Below are 17957 nucleotides of genomic sequence, written 5' to 3' on the forward strand. Positions count from 1 at the left end.
TCATTCAGCTGCGGGACGAATGGCAACCCAGAACCGTGAAGTGTTCGGTAGAACCTGCCGAAACGTGGCGTCTCACAGCGCCGCGGCCAGACGCGAGCCCTGATCGATGGCGCGCTTGGCATCCAGCTCGGCCGCCACATCCGCACCGCCGACCAGGTGCACCGCCTGCCCGGCAGCCACGAGCTCATCCTGCAGTTCGCGCAACGGATCCTGACCGGCGCAGAGAATCACCGTATCCACCGGCAACAACTGCGGTTCGCCATCGGCGATGCGGATGTGCAGCCCCTCATCGTCGATCTTCAGGTACTCGACGGCATTGAGCATCTGCACCCGCTTGTTCTTCAACCCGGCACGGTGGATCCAGCCGGTGGTCTTGCCGAGGCCGTCACCGACCTTGCTCTTCTTGCGCTGCAGCAGAAATACCTGACGCGCCGCGGGTTCGATCTCGGCCTGAACACCGGCGACGCCACCACGGGCATGCAGGGCCGGGTCGATGCCCCATTCCTTCCAGAACGCCTCACGATCCAGGCTGGTGGCGACGCCCGCGTGGGTGATGAACTCGCTGACGTCGAAGCCGATGCCGCCGGCGCCGATCACCGCGACCGTCTGGCCGACCGGCTGACGTTGCAGGATGGCGTCCAGATAGCTGATCACCTTGGCGTGCCCGATGCCGTCGATCGCCGGAGTACGCGGCACGATACCGGTGGCAAGGATGACCTCGTCGAAGCCGGCAGCCAGCAGGTCCCCCGCGCTGACCCGGGTATTGAGGCGCAGATCGACGCCTGTGGTTTCCAGCTTGCGTTTGAAGTAGCGCAGGGTTTCAAAGAACTCCTCCTTGCCGGGCACTCGCTTGGCGACGTTGAACTGGCCACCGATTTCCCCCGCCGCATCGAACAGGGTGACGCGATGGCCACGCTCGGCAGCCACCGTGGCGGCAGCCAGGCCGGCAGGGCCGGCACCGACCACGGCAATGGTTTTCACCGCTGCGCTCGGCAGGTAGTTCAGCTCGGTTTCGTGACAGGCGCGAGGGTTGACCAGGCAACTGGTCAGCTTGCCACCGAAGGTGTGGTCGAGGCACGCCTGGTTGCAGCCGATGCAGGTATTGATTTCGTCGCCCCGGCCAGCGGCCGCCTTGTTGACGAACTCCGGGTCGGCGAGAAACGGCCGGGCCATGGACACCATGTCCGCATCGCCCTCGGCCAGCACCCGCTCCGCCACTTCCGGGGTGTTGATGCGGTTGGTGGTGATCAGCGGAATGCTCACCTCGCCACGCAGCTTGGCAGTGACCTTGGTGAACGCCGCCCGCGGCACCTTGGTGGCGATGGTGGGAATGCGCGCTTCGTGCCAGCCGATGCCGGTGTTTATCAGGGTCGCCCCTGCCGCCTCGATGGCCTTGGCGAGCACGACCACTTCCTGCCAGTCGCTGCCGCCCTCCACCAGGTCGAGCATCGACAGTCGATAGATGATGATGAAGTCGCTGCCGACCGCTTCGCGCACCCGGCGCACGATCTCCACGGGCAGGCGCATGCGATTCTCGAAACGACCGCCCCAGCGGTCGGTACGCTGGTTGGTGTGGGAGGCGAGGAACTGATTGATGAAGTACCCCTCTGAGCCCATGATCTCGACCCCGTCGTAACCGGCCTGGCGCGCCAGCAGCGCACAGCTGACGAAATCGGCGATCTGCTTCTCGATGCCCTCTTCATCCAGCTCGCGGGGCTTGAATGGGTTGATCGGCGCCTGAATGGCGCTCGGCGCAACCTGCTTGGGGCTGTAGGCGTAACGACCGGCGTGGAGAATCTGCATGCAGATCAGGCCGTCGGCGGCATGCACCGCTGCGGTGACGATACGATGCTTCTCGGCTTCTTCCGGGGTGCTCAGCTTGGCCGCGCCCGCGTAGACCCCGCCCTCCTCGTTCGGCGCGATGCCGCCGGTGACCATCAGCCCGACGCCACCGCGAGCCCGCTCGGCGAAATAGGCCGCCATGCGCTCGAAGCCGCCTGGCTTCTCCTCCAGCCCGGTGTGCATGGAGCCCATCAGGGTGCGATTCTTCAGGGTGACGAAACCCAGATCCAGCGGAGCGAGCAAATGCGGGTAAGCGGTCATGGTCATGGATCCATCGGCGGTGATCACGGGATGCCGCAGCCTTCGTGGGCAGCGGTCTGTATGGGACAGACGATAGTGAAGCCATGACCCCGCCTCAATGATCATAAATGACAACTTACTGATCCTGAATGACAGTGAGGCTGGCGAGGTATCGCCGGCCGGGATACCCTACCTGCCCGTCCATCAGTATCGACAGAGCCCATGAACCCCGCACGTATTCGCCTGGGCGATCTCTCCGTCGGCTTTCTCTACAGCCTGGCCGACGCCGTGCGCCACCTCGGGCATGAGCCACACCCCTTGCTGGAACACTATGGTTTCGATGCCCCGCGCCTGGCCGAGCCACAGGCCAGGCTGTCGATTCCGCGCTACATGCACCTGGGGCACAGCGCCATCGAACTGACCGGCGAGCCGGCGCTGGGCCTGCTGATGGGCCGTTTCGCCCGTCTGCAGCAATTGGGCCTCGCCGGTATCACCGCCGCCCAGGCACCCACGGTGCGTGAGGCGGCGCGCACGCTGACCCGCTTCGAACTGCTGTATGCCTCCAACTACCGTGGTCGCTCGAGCCTCCAGGAAGACAGCCAGGGCGCCTGGCTGCGCTTTCACTCGATAGGCCCTTACAACGCCTACAACCGTTTCGTGGTCGATTCGGTACTGGCTGGCTGGCTGCAGCAGTTGGGCACGCTCGTGGGAACCGAATTGCAGGCCGAGGCGCTGCATCTGGAATGCTCGCCGCCTGCCTACGCCGAACGCTACGAATGCGAAGTTCGCTGCCTGCCCACCTTCGATGCTGCCTTCAATGGCCTGCGCCTCGACCAGCCGACCCTGAACCTGCGCAACCCCCAGCACTGCCCCGGCACCTGGCAGGAACTGCTGCAACTCTGTGAGCAGCAACTGCAGCGCCTGACCCGCACCCACAGCCTGCGTGAGCGGGTCAGCCAACTGCTCGGCCCGCGTCTGCATGGCCGCGAACCGGACATGGACGACATCGCCCGGCAGTTGCAGCTGCCGAGCTGGACCCTGCGCCGGCGCCTGGCCGAAGAAGGCACGCGGTTCAGCAGCATCGTCAATGAAACCCGCCGGGATCTGGCCACCGCCTACGTACGCGATACCGAACTGACGTTCGGAGAGATCGCCTACCTGCTCGGATTCGCCTCGGCGGAAGCCTTTCAGCGCGCCTTCAAACGCTGGCTGCAGCAGACGCCCGGCGAGCTGCGTCGCACCCATCGGCTGGGCATGGCCAAACTGTCTGAATCTTTGAAATAATTATTTTCATTTGCGCCTGCGGGTTTTACGCTTCTCATCCGTCTTAATAGGTAACCGACCCACAAAGCGCGCGATAATCACGCCCGCCACGGATTTCCACCCTCGCAGGCCGCAAGGCAGGCGGGGTTTCGTTCGTTAATAAAGAGCCCGCTCGCCGAGCCGCCCGGCGTTCGAGGCCTCCCAACAAGACTGATATTCAATGTCCAAGAAGTCGCGCTCCAAAATCTGGTTCCTGGTCCACAGCTGGCTCGCTCTGCCCATCTGGTTCTTCGTGCTGATCGTCTGCGTCACCGGCACCCTGGCAGTGGTCAGTCAGGAGATCGTCTGGCTGGCCAACCCTGACGTGCGCGCCACCAAACCGTCGGACGACGCCGAGCTGCTGACCTTCGGAGAGGTACTGGCGGCCATCAACAAGGCCGAGCCGCAGACCATCGTGCAGACCATCAGCCGGCCGGACGAATCCCATTTCGCCCTCACCGCCCGGGTGGCCTACCCGGATGGCAGCACGCCGACGCTGTACGTCAACCCGTACACCGGGGACATCCAGGGGGTCAGCCCGCAGTTCGATTTCCGCCAGTTCACCCGCGCCCTGCACGGCTGGTGGCTGGTGCCGTTCACCAATGGGTTCAGTTGGGGCTGGTACCTGGTGTCGATGATGGGCATCCCCATGCTGCTGTCACTGATCACCGGCCTGGTGGTCTACAAGAAATTCTGGAAAGGCTTCTTCAAGCCACGCCTGCGTTTCAACCAGGGCGCGCGGATCTTCTGGGGCGACTTCCACCGCCTGAGTGGTATCTGGTCGATCTGGTTCATCGCCGTGGTGTCGATCACCGGCATCTGGTTCCTGATCCAGGCGATCCTGTTCGATAACCAGATTTCCATCTCGACCGAAGGTGTGCCTGCCATCGTGGCGCGCGAAGACGTGCCGATCGTCCGGCCCGGCGAGCCGATTCCGATGATCGGCGTGGACGAAGCCGCGCGCATTGCCATCAGCAAGGTGCCGAGCCTGGACGTCAGTTTCACGCGGCTGCCGAGCAATGCCTATGATCATATTTCCGTCAGCGGGCGCGGCTGGTATCCGCTGATGTTCCAGAGCGCATCGATCAACCCCTATACCGGTGAAGTGGCGCAACAGCGCCTGCTGGAAGATCGCTCCAAACTGGAGTTCGTCACCGAATCCATGCGTCCGCTGCACACCGGTGACTTCGGCGGCATCTGGGTCAAGATGATCTGGTTCTTCTTCGGCCTGGTGCTCAGCATGATGGTGCTCAGCGGCCTGCTGATCTGGACCAAACGTACCGCACAGGCCACCGCCAAGGTGATCAAGCGGCCGGCCCGCAGCCGCGCCGCCGATACCGCCAGCGACAACACGGAGGTCAAGGCATGAGCAAGGCCGTCGCCGCACGCCCCGCCTCACCATTGAGCCGCCTCTGGTACAAGTGGCGCTTCCACATCAACATTCTGCTGGTGATCATTCCGCTGGCCTTCATGCCCAAATACTTCGCCGATGTCGCGCTGTTCACCGGCACCAGCGGCCTGGGCGAACGCATGATCGGTGACGTGGCGGTCGGCCCCTGGTCGATCCGCCTGGCCGAATTTCGTGCGGGCCCTCCGGAGCTCGATGGCCCGGCCGGTTACATGAAATCCTTCAATGGCGCGCTGTGTGCCGAATGCGCCAGCCAGGTCAAGGCCACCTACCTGCGCATCGGCAAGCCACGCAGCCTGCGTGCAGCCGGTGGCATCTTCTTCGGCACCGCCCACCGCATGGGTGCCACCGTGCCGCTGCCGGCTCGCACCAAGCCCGATGCCGAACTGTGGATCACCATGGAGGGCTGGGACGGTTCCGTACACCAGGCCGCCGTGCCCCTCGAGCAGGCATCCCCGTCCACCGTCGCCTGGCTGAAGAAACAACAAGGAGGCAAGTAATGATCAATTCCAAATCCCTGCGTCTGGCCGCAGGCATCGCCCTGCTGTCGCTCAGCGGTGCTGCCCTGGCGCACAATCCGATGTGCCAGTGCGAAGACATCGACGCCGAACACATCCGCTGCACCGGTGGTTTTTCCGACGGCAGCGGTGCAGCCGGCGTGACCCTCGACGTGATTGGCTATGACGAAAGCATTCTGGTGCCCGGCAAGCTGGCCGAAGACTCGACCATCACCTTCAAGCGCCCCGAAGGCGAGTTCTACGTGCTGTTCGATGCGGGCCCCGGCCATATCGTGGAAATCGACCACACGGAAATCGAGGCCCCATGACGGTTCAGGTCGTACGCCCCGCCGGTGCCGGTCACGAAACCCTCTACGTACTGCTGCTGTGCCTGGCCATCCTGCTGGCGGCCGGCTCGGTCGTGGCCTGGCATGGCGAGACGGAAAGCGAAACCAGCATCGAGAGCCATCAGATCGATGCGCGTCGTGACCTCACCGCCGCTGAACAGGGCATCTACGCTGACCTGCGCGTGGCCTCCGACGAGATCCGCATCCGCCGTGACGAAGAGCAGACGCTGCTCAGCCCCGCTGAGCTGGCAGACGAAGGCTTTCCGCCGTTCGCAGCCGATGCCAGCGCGACCAGCCGTGGCAGCCACCAGTGGCAATTGCTGCCCGCTGACCAGGCTGCCTATTTCGGTGCCAGCCAGGCACTGGACGTGGCCGGCTCGATGCTCATGCTGATCGACGCCGAGCATGAACAGGCCGACGTCTGGCTCAACCGCAACAGCGCCAGCGCGCCTTCCAGTCTGGACGCGCAAAGCCTGATCACTGCCGGCTGGCAGCAGATCGCCTCCCAGTACGACGCAGGTGTGACCCGGCAACATCGCCACTGATCACCTCCGATCCACCCGACAGAAGACCGCCCGCCAATGCCCATTTTCCGTCTGTTTCGCGCACGTCCCCTGCTGTCACGCCTGGCCATCGGCCTGTTCGCCCTGCTGTTCATCGGCGCCGCCAGTGCCGCCGACGCCAAGCGCCTGCGTATCGGCATTACCCTGCACCCCTATTACAGCTACGTGAGCAACATCGTCGGCGACAAGGCCGAGGTGGTGCCGCTGATTCCGGCCGGCTTCAACCCCCATGCCTACGAGCCGCGCTCGGAAGACATCAAGCGCATCGGCTCGCTGGACGTGGTAGTGCTCAACGGCGTCGGCCATGACGACTTCGCCGACCGCATGATCGCCGCCAGCGAGAAGCCGGATATCGAAGTCATCGAAGCCAACGCCAACGTACCGCTGCTGGCCGCGACCGGCATCGCCGCACGGGGCGCCGGCAAGGTGGTCAACCCGCACACCTTCCTGTCGATCAGCGCCTCCATCGCGCAGATCAACAATATCGCCCGGGAACTGGGCAAGCTCGATCCGGCCAACGCCAAGACCTACACGCAAAACGCCCGCGCCTACGGCAAACGCCTGCGCAAGCTGCGTGCCGACGCCCTCGCCCAACTGACCGAGGCGCCGAACGCCGATCTGCGCGTAGCCACCGTGCACGCGGCCTACGACTATCTGCTGCGTGAATTCGGCCTGGAAGTCACTGCGGTGGTAGAACCGGCCCACGGCATCGAGCCGAGCCCCAGCCAGTTGAAGAAGACCATCGACCAGTTGCGTGAACTGGACGTCAAAGTGATCTTCTCCGAGCTGGACTTCCCGTCCACCTATGTCGACACCATTCAGCGCGAGTCGGGCGTCAAGCTCTATCCGCTGTCGCACATTTCCTACGGCGAATACAGCGCCGAGAAGTACGAAAAGGAAATGACCAGCAACATGAACACCGTGGTACGTGCCATTCAGGAAGCCGGCAAATGAGCGTGGCGGAAAACCTGAGCGTGACGGCCATTGGCCCGACCATCGATTTTCAGCAGGTCAGCCTGGTGCTGGGCCGCACGCAGATCCTCGAGAATGTCAGTTTCCAGGTCAAACCGGGCAGCGTGCATGCCCTGGTTGGCCCCAACGGCGGCGGCAAGAGCTCGCTGATCAAGACCCTGCTCGGCCAGATGCCCCACCAGGGCACGCTCAGCCTGCAGTGGCCCGACGCCGTCGGCACCATCGGCTACGTGCCCCAGGCGCTGGAGTTCGACCGTGGCCTGCCGATGACCGTGGACGATTTCATGGCTGCCATGTGCCAGCGTCGCCCGGCCTTCCTCGGCCTGTCGAAGCACTACACCGGAGCCATCGATGACGCCCTGGCCCGCGTCGGCATGCTGGAAAAGCGCAAGCGGCGCATGGGCGCGCTGTCCGGTGGTGAACGTCAGCGCGTGCTGCTCGCCCAGGGGCTGATCCCCACACCGCAGTTGCTGGTCCTCGACGAGCCGATGTCGGCACTGGACGAAGCCGGCATCCAGGTTTTCGAACGCCTGCTCGGTGACTGGCGTCGCGCCGGCATCAGCGTGCTGTGGATCGAGCACGATCTGGAAGCGGTCAAGCGCCTGGCCGACCGCGTCACCGGCCTCAGCCGCCGCGTGCTGTTCGATGCACCACCTGCCGAAGCCCTGACCCCGGAGCGCCTGCTCAGCCTGTTCTCCACCCATGCACGTGCCGCGGGGACCTCGCAACCATGATCGACTACGAACAGTTCCGCCTGATGATTCAGGGCTGGGCGTCCTCCGGTTATCTGCCCGAAGCGCTGGCTTACGGTTTCGTCATCAATGCGCTGCTCGCCGGTTTGCTGATCGGCCCGGTATTGGGCGGCCTCGGCACCCTGGTGGTGGTCAAGCGTTTCGCCTTCTTTTCCGAAGCGGTCGGCCACGCGGCACTCACCGGCGTGGCCATCGGCATCCTGCTCGGCGAACCCTACACCGGCCCTTACGGTGCCCTGTTCGGCTACGCCCTGCTGTTCGGCATCCTGCTCAACTACCTGCGCAATCGCACCGGCCTGGCCCCGGATACGCTGATCGGCGTGTTCCTCTCCGTCTCCCTGGCCATGGGCGCCAGCCTGCTGCTGATTCTCGCCGGGCGCATCAACGTGCACATTCTCGAGAACGTGCTGTTCGGTTCGGTGCTGACGGTAAACGGTACCGACCTGCTGGTCCTGCTGGTGGTCGGCGCGCTGGTGATGGGCCTGGCCCTGCCGCTGTACAACCGCATCATGCTCGCCAGCTTCAACCCGCAGCTGGCGGCCGTGCGCGGCGTGGCCGTGAAGAGCCTGGATTATCTGTTCGTGATCCTGGTGACGCTGATCACCGTGGCCGCGGTCAAGGTCATCGGCGCGATTCTGGTCGGTGCCCTGCTGGTGATTCCAGCCGCAGCGGCGCGTCTGCTCAGCCAGTCGCTGAAAGGCTTCTTCTGGCTGTCGGTGCTGATCGCCACCATCAGCACCCTGGTCGGCATTCTCATGCCCATCGTGCTGGATCTGCCGATCCCCTCCGGTGCCGCGATCATTCTGGTCGCCGGTTTCACCTTCGCCCTCGCCGCCATCGCGCGCGGCGTCGTACCAAGCCTGAAAGGGAACCTGGGATGACCCATAGACTTCACCAACTCGGCCTCGCCCTGCTCCTCAGCCTGCCCGGCCTCGCCCTGGCCAAGGACGTCAGCGTTCTGGTCTCGCAACCCGTCACCTTCGGCCTCGCCACCGATCTGCTGGAAGGCACCGCGGTGCGCATCGAACGCGCCGCACCGGCCAACCTGCCGGCCAGTCGTCAGGTGTCGTACTTCGCCGGCCGTGGCGCCACCAACCTGCAAAAGGTCGCGGCCGACGCCGATGCGGCCATCGCCCTGCGCTCGTTGTGGTCGGAAGACCCGCTCTACCCCATGGCCCGCCGCAGCAATATCCGCATCGTCGAAATCGATGCAGCACGGCCAGTGGACGGCGCCCTGCCGGGCATCGCCACCCAGGCCGAGAGCGCTGGCGAAAACGACCTGGCCAGCTACCCATGGCTGGCGATCAACAACATGGGCCGCATGGCCGACGTGATGGCCGCCGATCTGGTGCGCCTGGCACCGGATGCCAAGGGCAAGGTCGAGCAGAACCTGGCGACGCTCAAGCAGCGTCTGCTCAAACTCAATGCCCACAGCGAAGCCGAACTGGCCAAGGCCGACAACCTGTCGGTCTACAGCCTGAGCAGTCGTCTGGATTATCTGGTCAGCGGCCTCAACCTGGATCTGGTCAGCAGCGACAGCCGTGATGACCGTGACTGGGATGCAGAATCACTGAAAGCGCTGACCAGCGCCCTGAAGGAAGACGATGTGGCGCTGGTACTGCACCATCGCAAGCCGTCGCAGCCGGTGGCGGACGCGGTCAAGGCCGCCGGCATTCCCCTGCTGGTGCTGGAGACCGAAAGCGATGATCCGCTGGCCGAGCTGGAAGGCAATGTCGGTAGCCTGGTGAAGGCCCTGACGCAGTAAGCATGGCGATGCGTACCGGCCGTTAACGAAAAGGCCCGATGCATAGGCATCGGGCCTTTTCTTTTGATTCTGGCTCGTGGGCTGAACGGATTGCCGTTCGAGTCTCCACGGCGCCCGGACCGGGCGGTTACAGCTCGGTCGCGTCTTCGGCGAACTCGGGTACGTCCTGTTCCAGGGCACGGGACTCGAGCAGCTCTTCCTGATAATCGTCCATCTCTCTTCTCCTTTCCTTTCTCTTTGGTCTCGCACCGAGTCTACGAAGTTTCGGTGACTATCCTGTGACACGGATCAAGCCATCGCAGTTCAGCATTCACGTTGCTGAGCGCTGGCCTGAGATACATTACTCCCTGGCTCGACACTGCGGGTGAGCCAGACGTTACCGCCGATTACCGAGCCCTTGCCGATGGTGATACGGCCAAGAATGGTGGCACCGGCATAGATCACCACATCGTCTTCGACGATCGGGTGGCGCGGCTGCCCCTTGTGCAGCAAGCCGCTCTCGTCGCTGGTGAAACGCTTGGCGCCGAGGGTCACGGCCTGATAGATGCGCACGTTGTCGCCGATGATCGCCGTTTCGCCGATCACCACGCCGGTGCCGTGATCGATGAAGAAGCCGTGGCCGATCTGTGCGCCAGGGTGGATGTCGATACCGGTGGCACCGTGGGCGGTCTCGGCACCGATGCGCGCCAGCAGCGGCAGGCCGGCGCGGTAAAGATGGTGAGCCAGACGGTGATAGATCACGGCCAGCACGCCGGGGTAGCAGAGCAGCACCTCGTCGACGCTGCGCGCCGCCGGATCGCCGTTGTAGGCCGCGACCACATCGCGATCGAGCAGGCGGCGCAGCGCCGGCAGTGCCGCAGCGAACTCGCGGACGATATGCACGGCCCGAGCCTCCACGCTGCCGACCTCGTCGCCACGCTGGCGGGCGTCGTAACGCAGCTCGAGGCGTACCTGGGCCAACAGGCTGTTCAAGGCGTGATCCAGGGTATGCCCGACGTAGTAGTCCTCGCTCTCTTCGCGCAGATCCGCCGGCCCCAGACGCATGGGGAACAGCACGCCACACAGCCCGGTGAGAATCGCTGCCACGGCCTGCCGCGAAGGCAGCTCACGGCCACCCTGCTCCGGGTCGCGGCCTGCCCGGTTGCGCCAGTCGGCGCGGGCCGAACGCAGGCCCTCGACGATCTGCTCCAGCTCCCAGTTGGTCGAGCGACTCTGCTTCTCTGTATCGGCCCCACCGGCAACGGCGGTGGCGAACGTGCTGTTCATGGAATTCCTCGGGTAAAAAGAGCGGCGCAAGAGGCTCACTCGGTTATTCGTTCAAGCGGTATAGCGGCGCCCGACAGCACCTCGAAGGTTCGAAGGCACAGCCCCGGCATGCGTGCCCCGACGATAGGGCGGCAGTGCCATGGGCTCCAAATATCCATTGATTCTTTCGATATGCGAAAAACACATATACGGACTCGCCGACGCCAGCCATGGAAAAGTCAGGCCCGTGGCTATTGCGACAACGCGGGAGCATTGCTGTTTTGGGAAAAACGCGGCGCAGCGGGTTGCGAGCGAGCCTGACCGGCTGGCCGAGTCACCTCGGCCACTGGCGACGGGGCCGGCAGACATGGCTGCCGGCCCCACAGGCATTCACCGCATCAGGGCGGGAAAGCGAAGGGAAACACGCAGATCAACGACCCGCGCCGCCGACCTTGGAGGCGATACGCAGCACCTGATTGGCGGCGGTGATGTACAACCAGTGCTGATCGTCCGTGCTGCAGAACGTCAGGTTGCCCGTGTCGCTGGAGGCCACACGGATCATGCCAAGCCTTTCACCCTGAGGGGAAAACACCTGCAGCCCCTCCTTGCTGCTGCTCCAGACGTTGCCGTTCTCGTCCACCTTGATGCCATCGGGAATCCCCGGCGAGATTTCCGCGAAGACACGAGCACCGCTCAAGGCATTGTCCTTCACGTCGTAGACGACGATATGGTGAGCGAGGGATTCGTCGTTGAAGTCATGGGCCTGCTGGGAATCGGCTATATACAGACGATCGCCGTCGGGTGAGAACGCCAGGCCATTGGGTGCATGCACCTCAGGCGTGGCCATGCGCGTCAGGCTGTTGGTCAGCGGGTCATAACGGTAGACGTACTCGCCATCCTGCTCCTGAGTCCCGCCATAGCCTTCCTTCTCGTTGAACAGTCCGAAGGTGGGGTCACTGAACCAGATACCGCCATCGGCCGCGACCACCACATCGTTGGGGCTGTTCAGGCGTTTGCCCTGATACCTGTCGACCAGTACCCGCCAGCGGCCACCCGCCTCGCGGCGTACGATCGCGCGCTGGCCGTGGGATGCCGCGATGACCCGGCCGTCATGATCGAGTGCGTGGCCGTTCTGGAAGTCGGACTTGGCCAGCCATGTCTGTACGTCCTGCCCTTCTTTCCAGCTCATCACGCTGTTCCGTTTCACATCGCTCCAGATCAACCGACCATCGGCCAGGCAAACCGGCCCCTCCGCCCACACGGCATCGGTGGTGATCGACTCGACACGCGGATTCGCTGCAATCAGCTCATTGAAGCTCGGGCTGTCGGCGATGAGTTCGACACGTGGATCCTGCTCGGGGGCGGCCGTGCAGCCGATCAGTGGGCCGAGCAACAGAGCCAGGGTCGAGCAGCGTGTCAGTCTTGCCATGTCCTTCATGGTTTCTCCTTTGAATGTGCGGTAAAGGCGCGGATTGGGCGCAGGCATCATGCATACGACTGCGGCGGGGGGCGAGTGTCACCCCTCTGCTCTGCCAAGTTTCTGGTCACGGAGCAGACATCTCGCCAGAGGTGTCGGAAGGGATCGCTCGAGGGTTGCGAGGGGGAATGGCGCTTGCCAGACGAGTGATGCCGCCACTGACCGCTCATGGCCAGCGCCCGCTGCCTGACAGCCCTTGTCCCGGTGCGGGAGCCCTGCGCGAGGGCGAGTCTAGGCAAGGCGTGGCGATATGTAACATACTTATTTCATTAACTTGCGATACGAAATAGATATCACCCATGATCGATCTGCGTCAGTTCCGCCAGTACGTCGCCGTCGCCGAAACCCTCAACTTCCGCCGTGCCGCCGAGCGCTTGAACATGGCGCAGCCACCGTTGAGCACGGCGATCCGCCGCCTGGAAGAAGAGCTGGGGGTCACCCTGCTGGAGCGCGACAACCGGGTCTCGCGGCTGACCGCGGCGGGCGAGGTGTTTCTCCTCGAAGCGCGACGTACGCTGGAACAGGCCGATCGCGCCTGCGCAGCCGCGCGGCTGGCAGCTGCCGGGCTGAGTGGTTCGCTACGTCTGAGTTTCGTCGACAGCACCGTGAACGGCCTGTTGCCGCGGTTGCTGCGGGACTTCAAGGTACGCCACCCGCAGGTCGACCTGCATTTGCAGGAAGCCACACCGCCCGAGCAAATGGAGGCGCTCAGGCAGGATCGCACCGACATCGGCATCCTCGTGTTGCCGATCGCCGACGCCGGGGACATCCAACTGGAACCGCTGCTGAGCGATCGCATGGTGGCGGTCCTGCCCGCCGAGCACCGCCTGGCCAGGCGCAAACGCCTGGCCCTTGCGGAACTCGCCGACGAACCCTGGGTGCTGTTCGCTCACCATCACGGGCCGGGCATGCACGCGCGGATCCTGCTGGCCTGCGCCCAGGCCGGCTTCGTGCCCCGGGTGGTGCAACAGCCGCGGCAGATGCAGACCACGGCCGGGCTGGTCGCAGGCCAGGTGGGGGTCGCCCTGATGCCTCGGCTTTACGCCAACAGGCACCACGGTGGCCTGGTGCAGTGCGAGATCAGCGGCCCGGGCAGCCCGATCCCCTACGAACTGGCCATCGCCTATCGGCAGCTGTCGCCCAGCGCTCGGGCTCTGCGCGATCTGGCCTTGCAGATCGTACGAAGCGATAGCGACGACTGATCGGCACCAGCAGCAACGACTGTTCGCTGGGACTCATTTGCCTGACAAAGTGTTGCCTGACCAACATTCGCGGCCATCCAAGACACGCTGAAGCCGCTATCGCGCGGGGTTCTGCGCCCCGGCACAAAGTCTGCAAACACCTCTGGGACCCGCCATCCGGCACTCAATCAGGGGAGTCAGACGACTATGCCATCTCGCATCATTCTCAATGCATTCGACATGACCTGCGTCAGTCACCAGGCCGCTGGCACATGGCGACATCCACAGAGCCAGGCATGGCGCTACAACGACCTGGACTACTGGGTCGACCTGGCCAAACTGCTCGAACGCGGGTACTTCGATTCACTGTTCATCGCCGATGTGGTGGGCGTCTACGACATCTACCGGGGCTCGGTGGAAACCTCGCTGATCGATGCCGATCAGGTGCCGGTCAACGACCCGTTCTTTCAGGTACCAGCCATGGCAGCCGCGACCAGGCATCTCGGTTTCGGCGTGACCTCGGCACTCACCTACGAGCTGCCCTACGCCCTGGCGCGCAAATTCTCGACCCTCGATCACCTGACCAAGGGCCGGGTGGCCTGGAACGTGGTGACCTCCTACCTGAACAGCGCGGCGGTCAACCTGGGCCTCAAGCAGCAGATCTCCCATGACGAGCGCTACGACATCGCCGATGAGTTCCTCGATGTCACCTACAAGCTCTGGGAGGGCTCCTGGGACGAGGGCGCGGTGCTGCGCGATCGCGAGCGAGGGATCTTCACCGACCCGAGCAAGGTGCATCCCATCGGCCACAAGGGCAAATACTTCGAGGTGCCGGGTATCCACCTCTCGGAACCCTCGCCACAGCGCACTCCGGTGATCTTCCAGGCCGGCGCCTCCAGCCGCGGCCGGGCCTTCGCCGCCAAGCATGCCGAGGGGGTCTTCATCAGCCCGGCCACGGTCGAGCAGGCTCGCGAGGTGGCCGACGACATCCGCGACCGCGCCGAACAGGCGGGCCGTTCGCGGGACGCCCTGAAGATCTTCGCCCTGCTCACGGTGATCACCGCAGAAAGCGATGCCGCCGCCGAAGCCAAGTACCAGGACTACCTGAGTTATGCCAATGGCGAGGGCATGCTGTCCTTCTATGGTGGCTGGACCGGGGTCGACTTCTCCGAATACGACCCGGATCAACCGCTGGAGGCCATCGACAACGACAGCATTCGCTCGGTGCTCGAATTGCTCGCCACCGCCGACCCGAACCGCAAATGGACACCGCGCGACATCGTCGAACACCGCAGCATCGGCGGCCTCGGCCCGGTGCTGATCGGCGGCCCTCAACGGGTAGCCGATGAGCTCGAACGCTGGGTCGATGTCGGTGGCATCGACGGTTTCAACCTCGCCTATGCCATCACGCCCGGCACCTTCGAAGACTTCATCGAGTTCATTGTCCCCGAACTGCAACGCCGCGGCCGGGTGCGCAGCGCCTACGGCGCCAGCACCCTGCGTGAAAACCTGCTCGACAGCGATTCGCCCCATGCCGCAGCGGACCATCCGGCGGCCCGCTATCGCGGCGCATTCAGCGAGGGTGCCAACACCACCGACCACACCAAGCCCTCTCCTTTCGCCACGCTGACCTGACCCAGAGGAATCCCACCATGACCAGCCTCCAGCCCGTCAAACCGCTGCCCCAGGAAACCGACTACGAACAACTCGCGCAGCGCTTCCGGCCGATCTTCGCGCGTATCGCCGAAGGTGCCGTGGAACGTGAGCGCAATCGCAGCCTGCCCCATGAACAGATCCGCTGGCTCAAGGCTGCCGGTTTCGGCGCCGTTCGCGTGGCACAGGAACATGGCGGTGGCGGTGCCTCGCTGCCACAGCTGTTCCAGTTGCTGATCGAGCTGGCAGCGGCCGACTCGAACATTCCCCAGGCGCTGCGCGGTCATTTCGCCTTCGTCGAGGACCGTCTCAATGCCCACGCCAGCTCGCCACAGGACACCTGGTTTCAACGCTTCGTGGCTGGCGACCTGGTGGGATGCGCCTGGACGGAAATCGGTGCTGTGAAGATCGGCGAAGTGCTCACACGGGTCTCACGCCAGGGCGACAAATGGGTGGTCAACGGCACCAAGTACTACAGCACCGGCAGCATCTTTTCCGACTGGATCGACCTCTTCGCCCAGCGTGACGATAGCGGAGCGGATGTGATCGCAGCCATCCGCACTCAGCAGCCTGGGGTGACCCTGAGCGACGACTGGGATGGTTTCGGTCAGCGCACCACGGGCAGCGGCACGACGGTGTTCGACAACGCCGTGGTCGAGGAACAGAACATCATCGACTTCGCCACCCGTTTCAAGTACCAGACCGCCTTCTACCAGTTGGTACTCAATGCAGTGCTGGTCGGCTCGGGGCGCGCTGCGGTCAACGACTTCGCCAGGCAGGTCGGCCAGCGCACGCGCATCTACAGCCACGGCAACGGCCCCTCGGCCGATCAGGACCCGCAGATCCAGCAGGTGGTCGGCAAGGCTTCGGCCCAGGTGTACGGTGCCGAAGCCGCGACACTGCGGGCAGCGCATGCCGCGCAACGCGCTTACCTGGCACGCCTGAATGGAGACCTGCAGCAGGAGCGCGACGCCAATATCGACGCCGAACTGGAGTCGGCCCAGGCCCAGGTGGCGGTCGCGGAGCTGGTGCTCGACGCCACCAGCAAGCTGTTCAACGCCCTGGGCGCCTCGGCGACCAGCCTCACCCGGCAACTCGACCGCCACTGGCGCAACGCCCGCACCGCGGCCTCGCACAACCCGCTGATCTACAAGGAGCGGATCATCGGCGACTGGGAAATCAACGGCACCGAGCCCCCTTACGTCTGGCAGATCGGTGGCGGCGCCAAGCAGGCCTGAGCCTGCCCACCTCAGATGCCGTGGGCCATGCTCACCACCCGCAGTGCCAGGCCTTCATAGGGCGCCAGCTCGATGTGCAGCTCGCCCTCGGCGTTCAGGTCACCGACCAGGCGTTCGTGGATGATGTCCACCACGGGCCCTGGCTCGACATCGGTCAGGGTCACCACCTCGGTCAGTGGCTCGGCACCGAAATTCAGTGCCGTGACCTGGGTACCACGCCCGGCCGGCAACTCGTGGACCATGATCAGCAGGGCCGGATGACTGGTGAGTGGCGCCGCGACCTGCTTGCTGGAAGCCACGCCGTAGGAGCGACGCGCTGCGAACATGCGCCGTGCCTGGGAAGCGAACGACTCGGGGTCCTTCAACTGCTCGCTCAGGCTGCCATAGAGGTTGCGCGCCTTGGGCAGGCCCTCGGCAGACAGCAGCGCTTGCGGGTCGAGATCGACCAAGTCGTAGCCGCCGCGGTTGATCCAGCGGGTGTCGCCGTCAGCGATCAGTTCGCTGACCTGATCCACTTCCAGCGGCAAGGCCCCCACCAGGTCCCAGCCCGACAGGGCGACCACGCCCGGCTGCATGGCGTTGTACATCAGCAACAACAGGTGCACCTGGCGAATCTTCGCCACATCCGCTTCGCTGATGGCGTTCAGGTCACTGATACCCAGGGCCGCGGTAATGATGCTGACCGTGGTGCAGGCCACGCCATTGGTGACGAACTTGAGGTTGTAGGGCGCGTTGGCGCCGGCCAGGTGCTCGTACATTTCGGCGCGGATCTGCTCGCGCAATATGTTGCCCGGCAGGCTCTGCCCGCGGAACACGTAGGTGTCGTTGGCATGCAGGGTCCAGAAATGCACCAGTTCCAGGGTCAGTTCGTCATGGTTCTGCAGGGCATGGATCAGTGAGGCGGGGTCGATGCCGAAGTCGTGCATCTGGTGCAGCATCAGCCGCAGGAACTCCACGTCACCGGTAAGCAGGGCATGCTGATAGGCCGGCCGGGTGATGAAATCATAGGACAGATCGGCACCGCCCTGGGACATCGCGGCGATGTCGTCCAGCGTCAGGTTCAGCTCCTGAAAACTGAAGGCACCGGCCTTGCGGATCATGCCGCCTAGCAACTGGTTACCGGTCTGCGACAGCGGATGGCTCTCCGACCACGCATTGCCCTGGCTGCGCCGCTCGACGCCGAGAAAGCCGTTGGCGTCCAGGCGCAACACCCGTGAACCGATCACGTCGATGGCATGCAGGGCTTCGCCAGTGACCAGTTGCTGGGCCGCGAAGGTAGGGTCCAGCCAGTTCAGCGACGGCTGACCTTCCTTGAAGTAATGCAGATACACCCAACGGCGCACCTTGCCATCCACCCCTTCCACCTCGGCGGTGGCGCTCCAGTCGGTCTCCTTGACGCCTGGTTCGAAGAAGATCACCCGCTGCAGTTGCCCGACGATGTAGTGCTTGTCGCGCAAGGCGTCGACCACCGTCGG

Annotated in this window: 16 protein-coding genes; 12 read left to right on the forward strand and 4 right to left on the reverse strand. The window is 64.3% G+C overall.

Annotation, left to right across the window (positions count from 1 at the left end; translation table 11 throughout):
- Positions 1-72: 72 nt before the first annotated feature.
- Positions 73-2109 carry an oxidoreductase gene (locus ACT9T4_RS21895; RefSeq protein ID WP_499118904.1) on the reverse strand — a complete coding sequence of 679 codons (2037 nt, stop codon included), beginning with the start codon at positions 2107-2109 and terminating at the stop codon, positions 73-75.
- A 195-nt stretch (positions 2110-2304) separates the two neighbouring features.
- Here ACT9T4_RS21895 and ACT9T4_RS21900 point away from each other — a divergent pair, with 195 nt between their 5' ends.
- The 9 genes from ACT9T4_RS21900 to ACT9T4_RS21940 all read left to right on the forward strand — a co-directional run bounded on the left by ACT9T4_RS21900 (position 2305) and on the right by ACT9T4_RS21940 (position 9688).
- On the forward strand, positions 2305-3366 hold the full coding sequence (locus ACT9T4_RS21900; RefSeq protein WP_042552828.1) for an AraC family transcriptional regulator: 1062 nt from the start codon (positions 2305-2307) through the stop codon (positions 3364-3366).
- A 199-nt stretch (positions 3367-3565) separates the two neighbouring features.
- Positions 3566-4753 (forward strand): PepSY-associated TM helix domain-containing protein, encoded by a 1188-nt coding sequence (locus ACT9T4_RS21905; RefSeq protein ID WP_042552827.1) that lies wholly within the window; start codon positions 3566-3568, stop codon positions 4751-4753.
- Positions 4750-5292: a PA2404 family protein gene (locus ACT9T4_RS21910; protein WP_042552826.1), complete on the forward strand. Its 543-nt coding sequence runs from the start codon at positions 4750-4752 to the stop codon at positions 5290-5292. The genes ACT9T4_RS21905 and ACT9T4_RS21910 overlap by 4 nt, the downstream gene beginning before the upstream one ends.
- Positions 5292-5618 carry a hypothetical protein gene (locus ACT9T4_RS21915; protein WP_042552825.1) on the forward strand — a complete coding sequence of 109 codons (327 nt, stop codon included), beginning with the start codon at positions 5292-5294 and terminating at the stop codon, positions 5616-5618. Before ACT9T4_RS21910 ends, ACT9T4_RS21915 begins: the two co-directional genes overlap by 1 nt.
- Positions 5615-6181, forward strand: a complete 567-nt coding sequence (locus ACT9T4_RS21920; RefSeq protein ID WP_042552824.1) for a DUF6162 family protein — start codon at positions 5615-5617, stop codon at positions 6179-6181. The genes ACT9T4_RS21915 and ACT9T4_RS21920 overlap by 4 nt, the downstream gene beginning before the upstream one ends.
- 36 nt (positions 6182-6217) lie before the next feature.
- Positions 6218-7153, forward strand: coding sequence for a metal ABC transporter substrate-binding protein (locus ACT9T4_RS21925; protein ID WP_042552823.1), 936 nt, complete (start codon positions 6218-6220; stop codon positions 7151-7153).
- The gene (locus ACT9T4_RS21930) at positions 7150-7905 is read left to right on the forward strand and encodes a metal ABC transporter ATP-binding protein (protein ID WP_179537818.1); all 756 of its coding nucleotides are present in this window, start codon (positions 7150-7152) and stop codon (positions 7903-7905) included. The genes ACT9T4_RS21925 and ACT9T4_RS21930 overlap by 4 nt, the downstream gene beginning before the upstream one ends.
- A complete protein-coding gene (locus ACT9T4_RS21935) occupies positions 7902-8804 on the forward strand; it encodes a metal ABC transporter permease (RefSeq protein ID WP_179537817.1) in 903 nt (300 codons plus the stop codon). Before ACT9T4_RS21930 ends, ACT9T4_RS21935 begins: the two co-directional genes overlap by 4 nt.
- Positions 8801-9688 carry a metal ABC transporter solute-binding protein, Zn/Mn family gene (locus tag ACT9T4_RS21940; RefSeq protein WP_179537816.1) on the forward strand — a complete coding sequence of 296 codons (888 nt, stop codon included), beginning with the start codon at positions 8801-8803 and terminating at the stop codon, positions 9686-9688. Before ACT9T4_RS21935 ends, ACT9T4_RS21940 begins: the two co-directional genes overlap by 4 nt.
- A 303-nt stretch (positions 9689-9991) precedes the next feature.
- On the opposite strand, the gene epsC is transcribed toward ACT9T4_RS21940, so the two are convergent.
- Positions 9992-10954, reverse strand: coding sequence for a serine O-acetyltransferase EpsC (gene epsC, locus ACT9T4_RS21945; RefSeq protein ID WP_499118909.1), 963 nt, complete (start codon positions 10952-10954; stop codon positions 9992-9994).
- Positions 10955-11363: 409 nt separating this feature from the next.
- On the reverse strand, positions 11364-12362 hold the full coding sequence (locus tag ACT9T4_RS21950) for an SMP-30/gluconolactonase/LRE family protein (protein ID WP_082045734.1): 999 nt from the start codon (positions 12360-12362) through the stop codon (positions 11364-11366).
- A 347-nt stretch (positions 12363-12709) separates the two neighbouring features.
- Between ACT9T4_RS21950 and ACT9T4_RS21955 the strand changes: the two genes are divergently transcribed.
- The 3 genes from ACT9T4_RS21955 to ACT9T4_RS21965 all read left to right on the forward strand — a co-directional run bounded on the left by ACT9T4_RS21955 (position 12710) and on the right by ACT9T4_RS21965 (position 16482).
- Positions 12710-13612, forward strand: coding sequence for a LysR family transcriptional regulator (locus ACT9T4_RS21955; RefSeq protein ID WP_499118910.1), 903 nt, complete (start codon positions 12710-12712; stop codon positions 13610-13612).
- Between the two features lie 186 nt (positions 13613-13798).
- On the forward strand, positions 13799-15226 hold the full coding sequence (locus ACT9T4_RS21960; RefSeq protein ID WP_042552818.1) for an LLM class flavin-dependent oxidoreductase: 1428 nt from the start codon (positions 13799-13801) through the stop codon (positions 15224-15226).
- 17 nt (positions 15227-15243) lie between these two features.
- On the forward strand, positions 15244-16482 hold the full coding sequence (locus ACT9T4_RS21965) for an acyl-CoA dehydrogenase family protein (RefSeq protein ID WP_499118912.1): 1239 nt from the start codon (positions 15244-15246) through the stop codon (positions 16480-16482).
- Positions 16483-16493: 11 nt separating this feature from the next.
- On the opposite strand, the gene treS is transcribed toward ACT9T4_RS21965, so the two are convergent.
- Positions 16494-17957, reverse strand: a 1464-nt coding sequence (gene treS, locus ACT9T4_RS21970) for a maltose alpha-D-glucosyltransferase (protein WP_499118914.1), incomplete at its 5' end; no start/stop codon positions are given.

The sequence above is a fragment of the Pseudomonas sp. SZ40 genome, assembly GCF_052958135.1.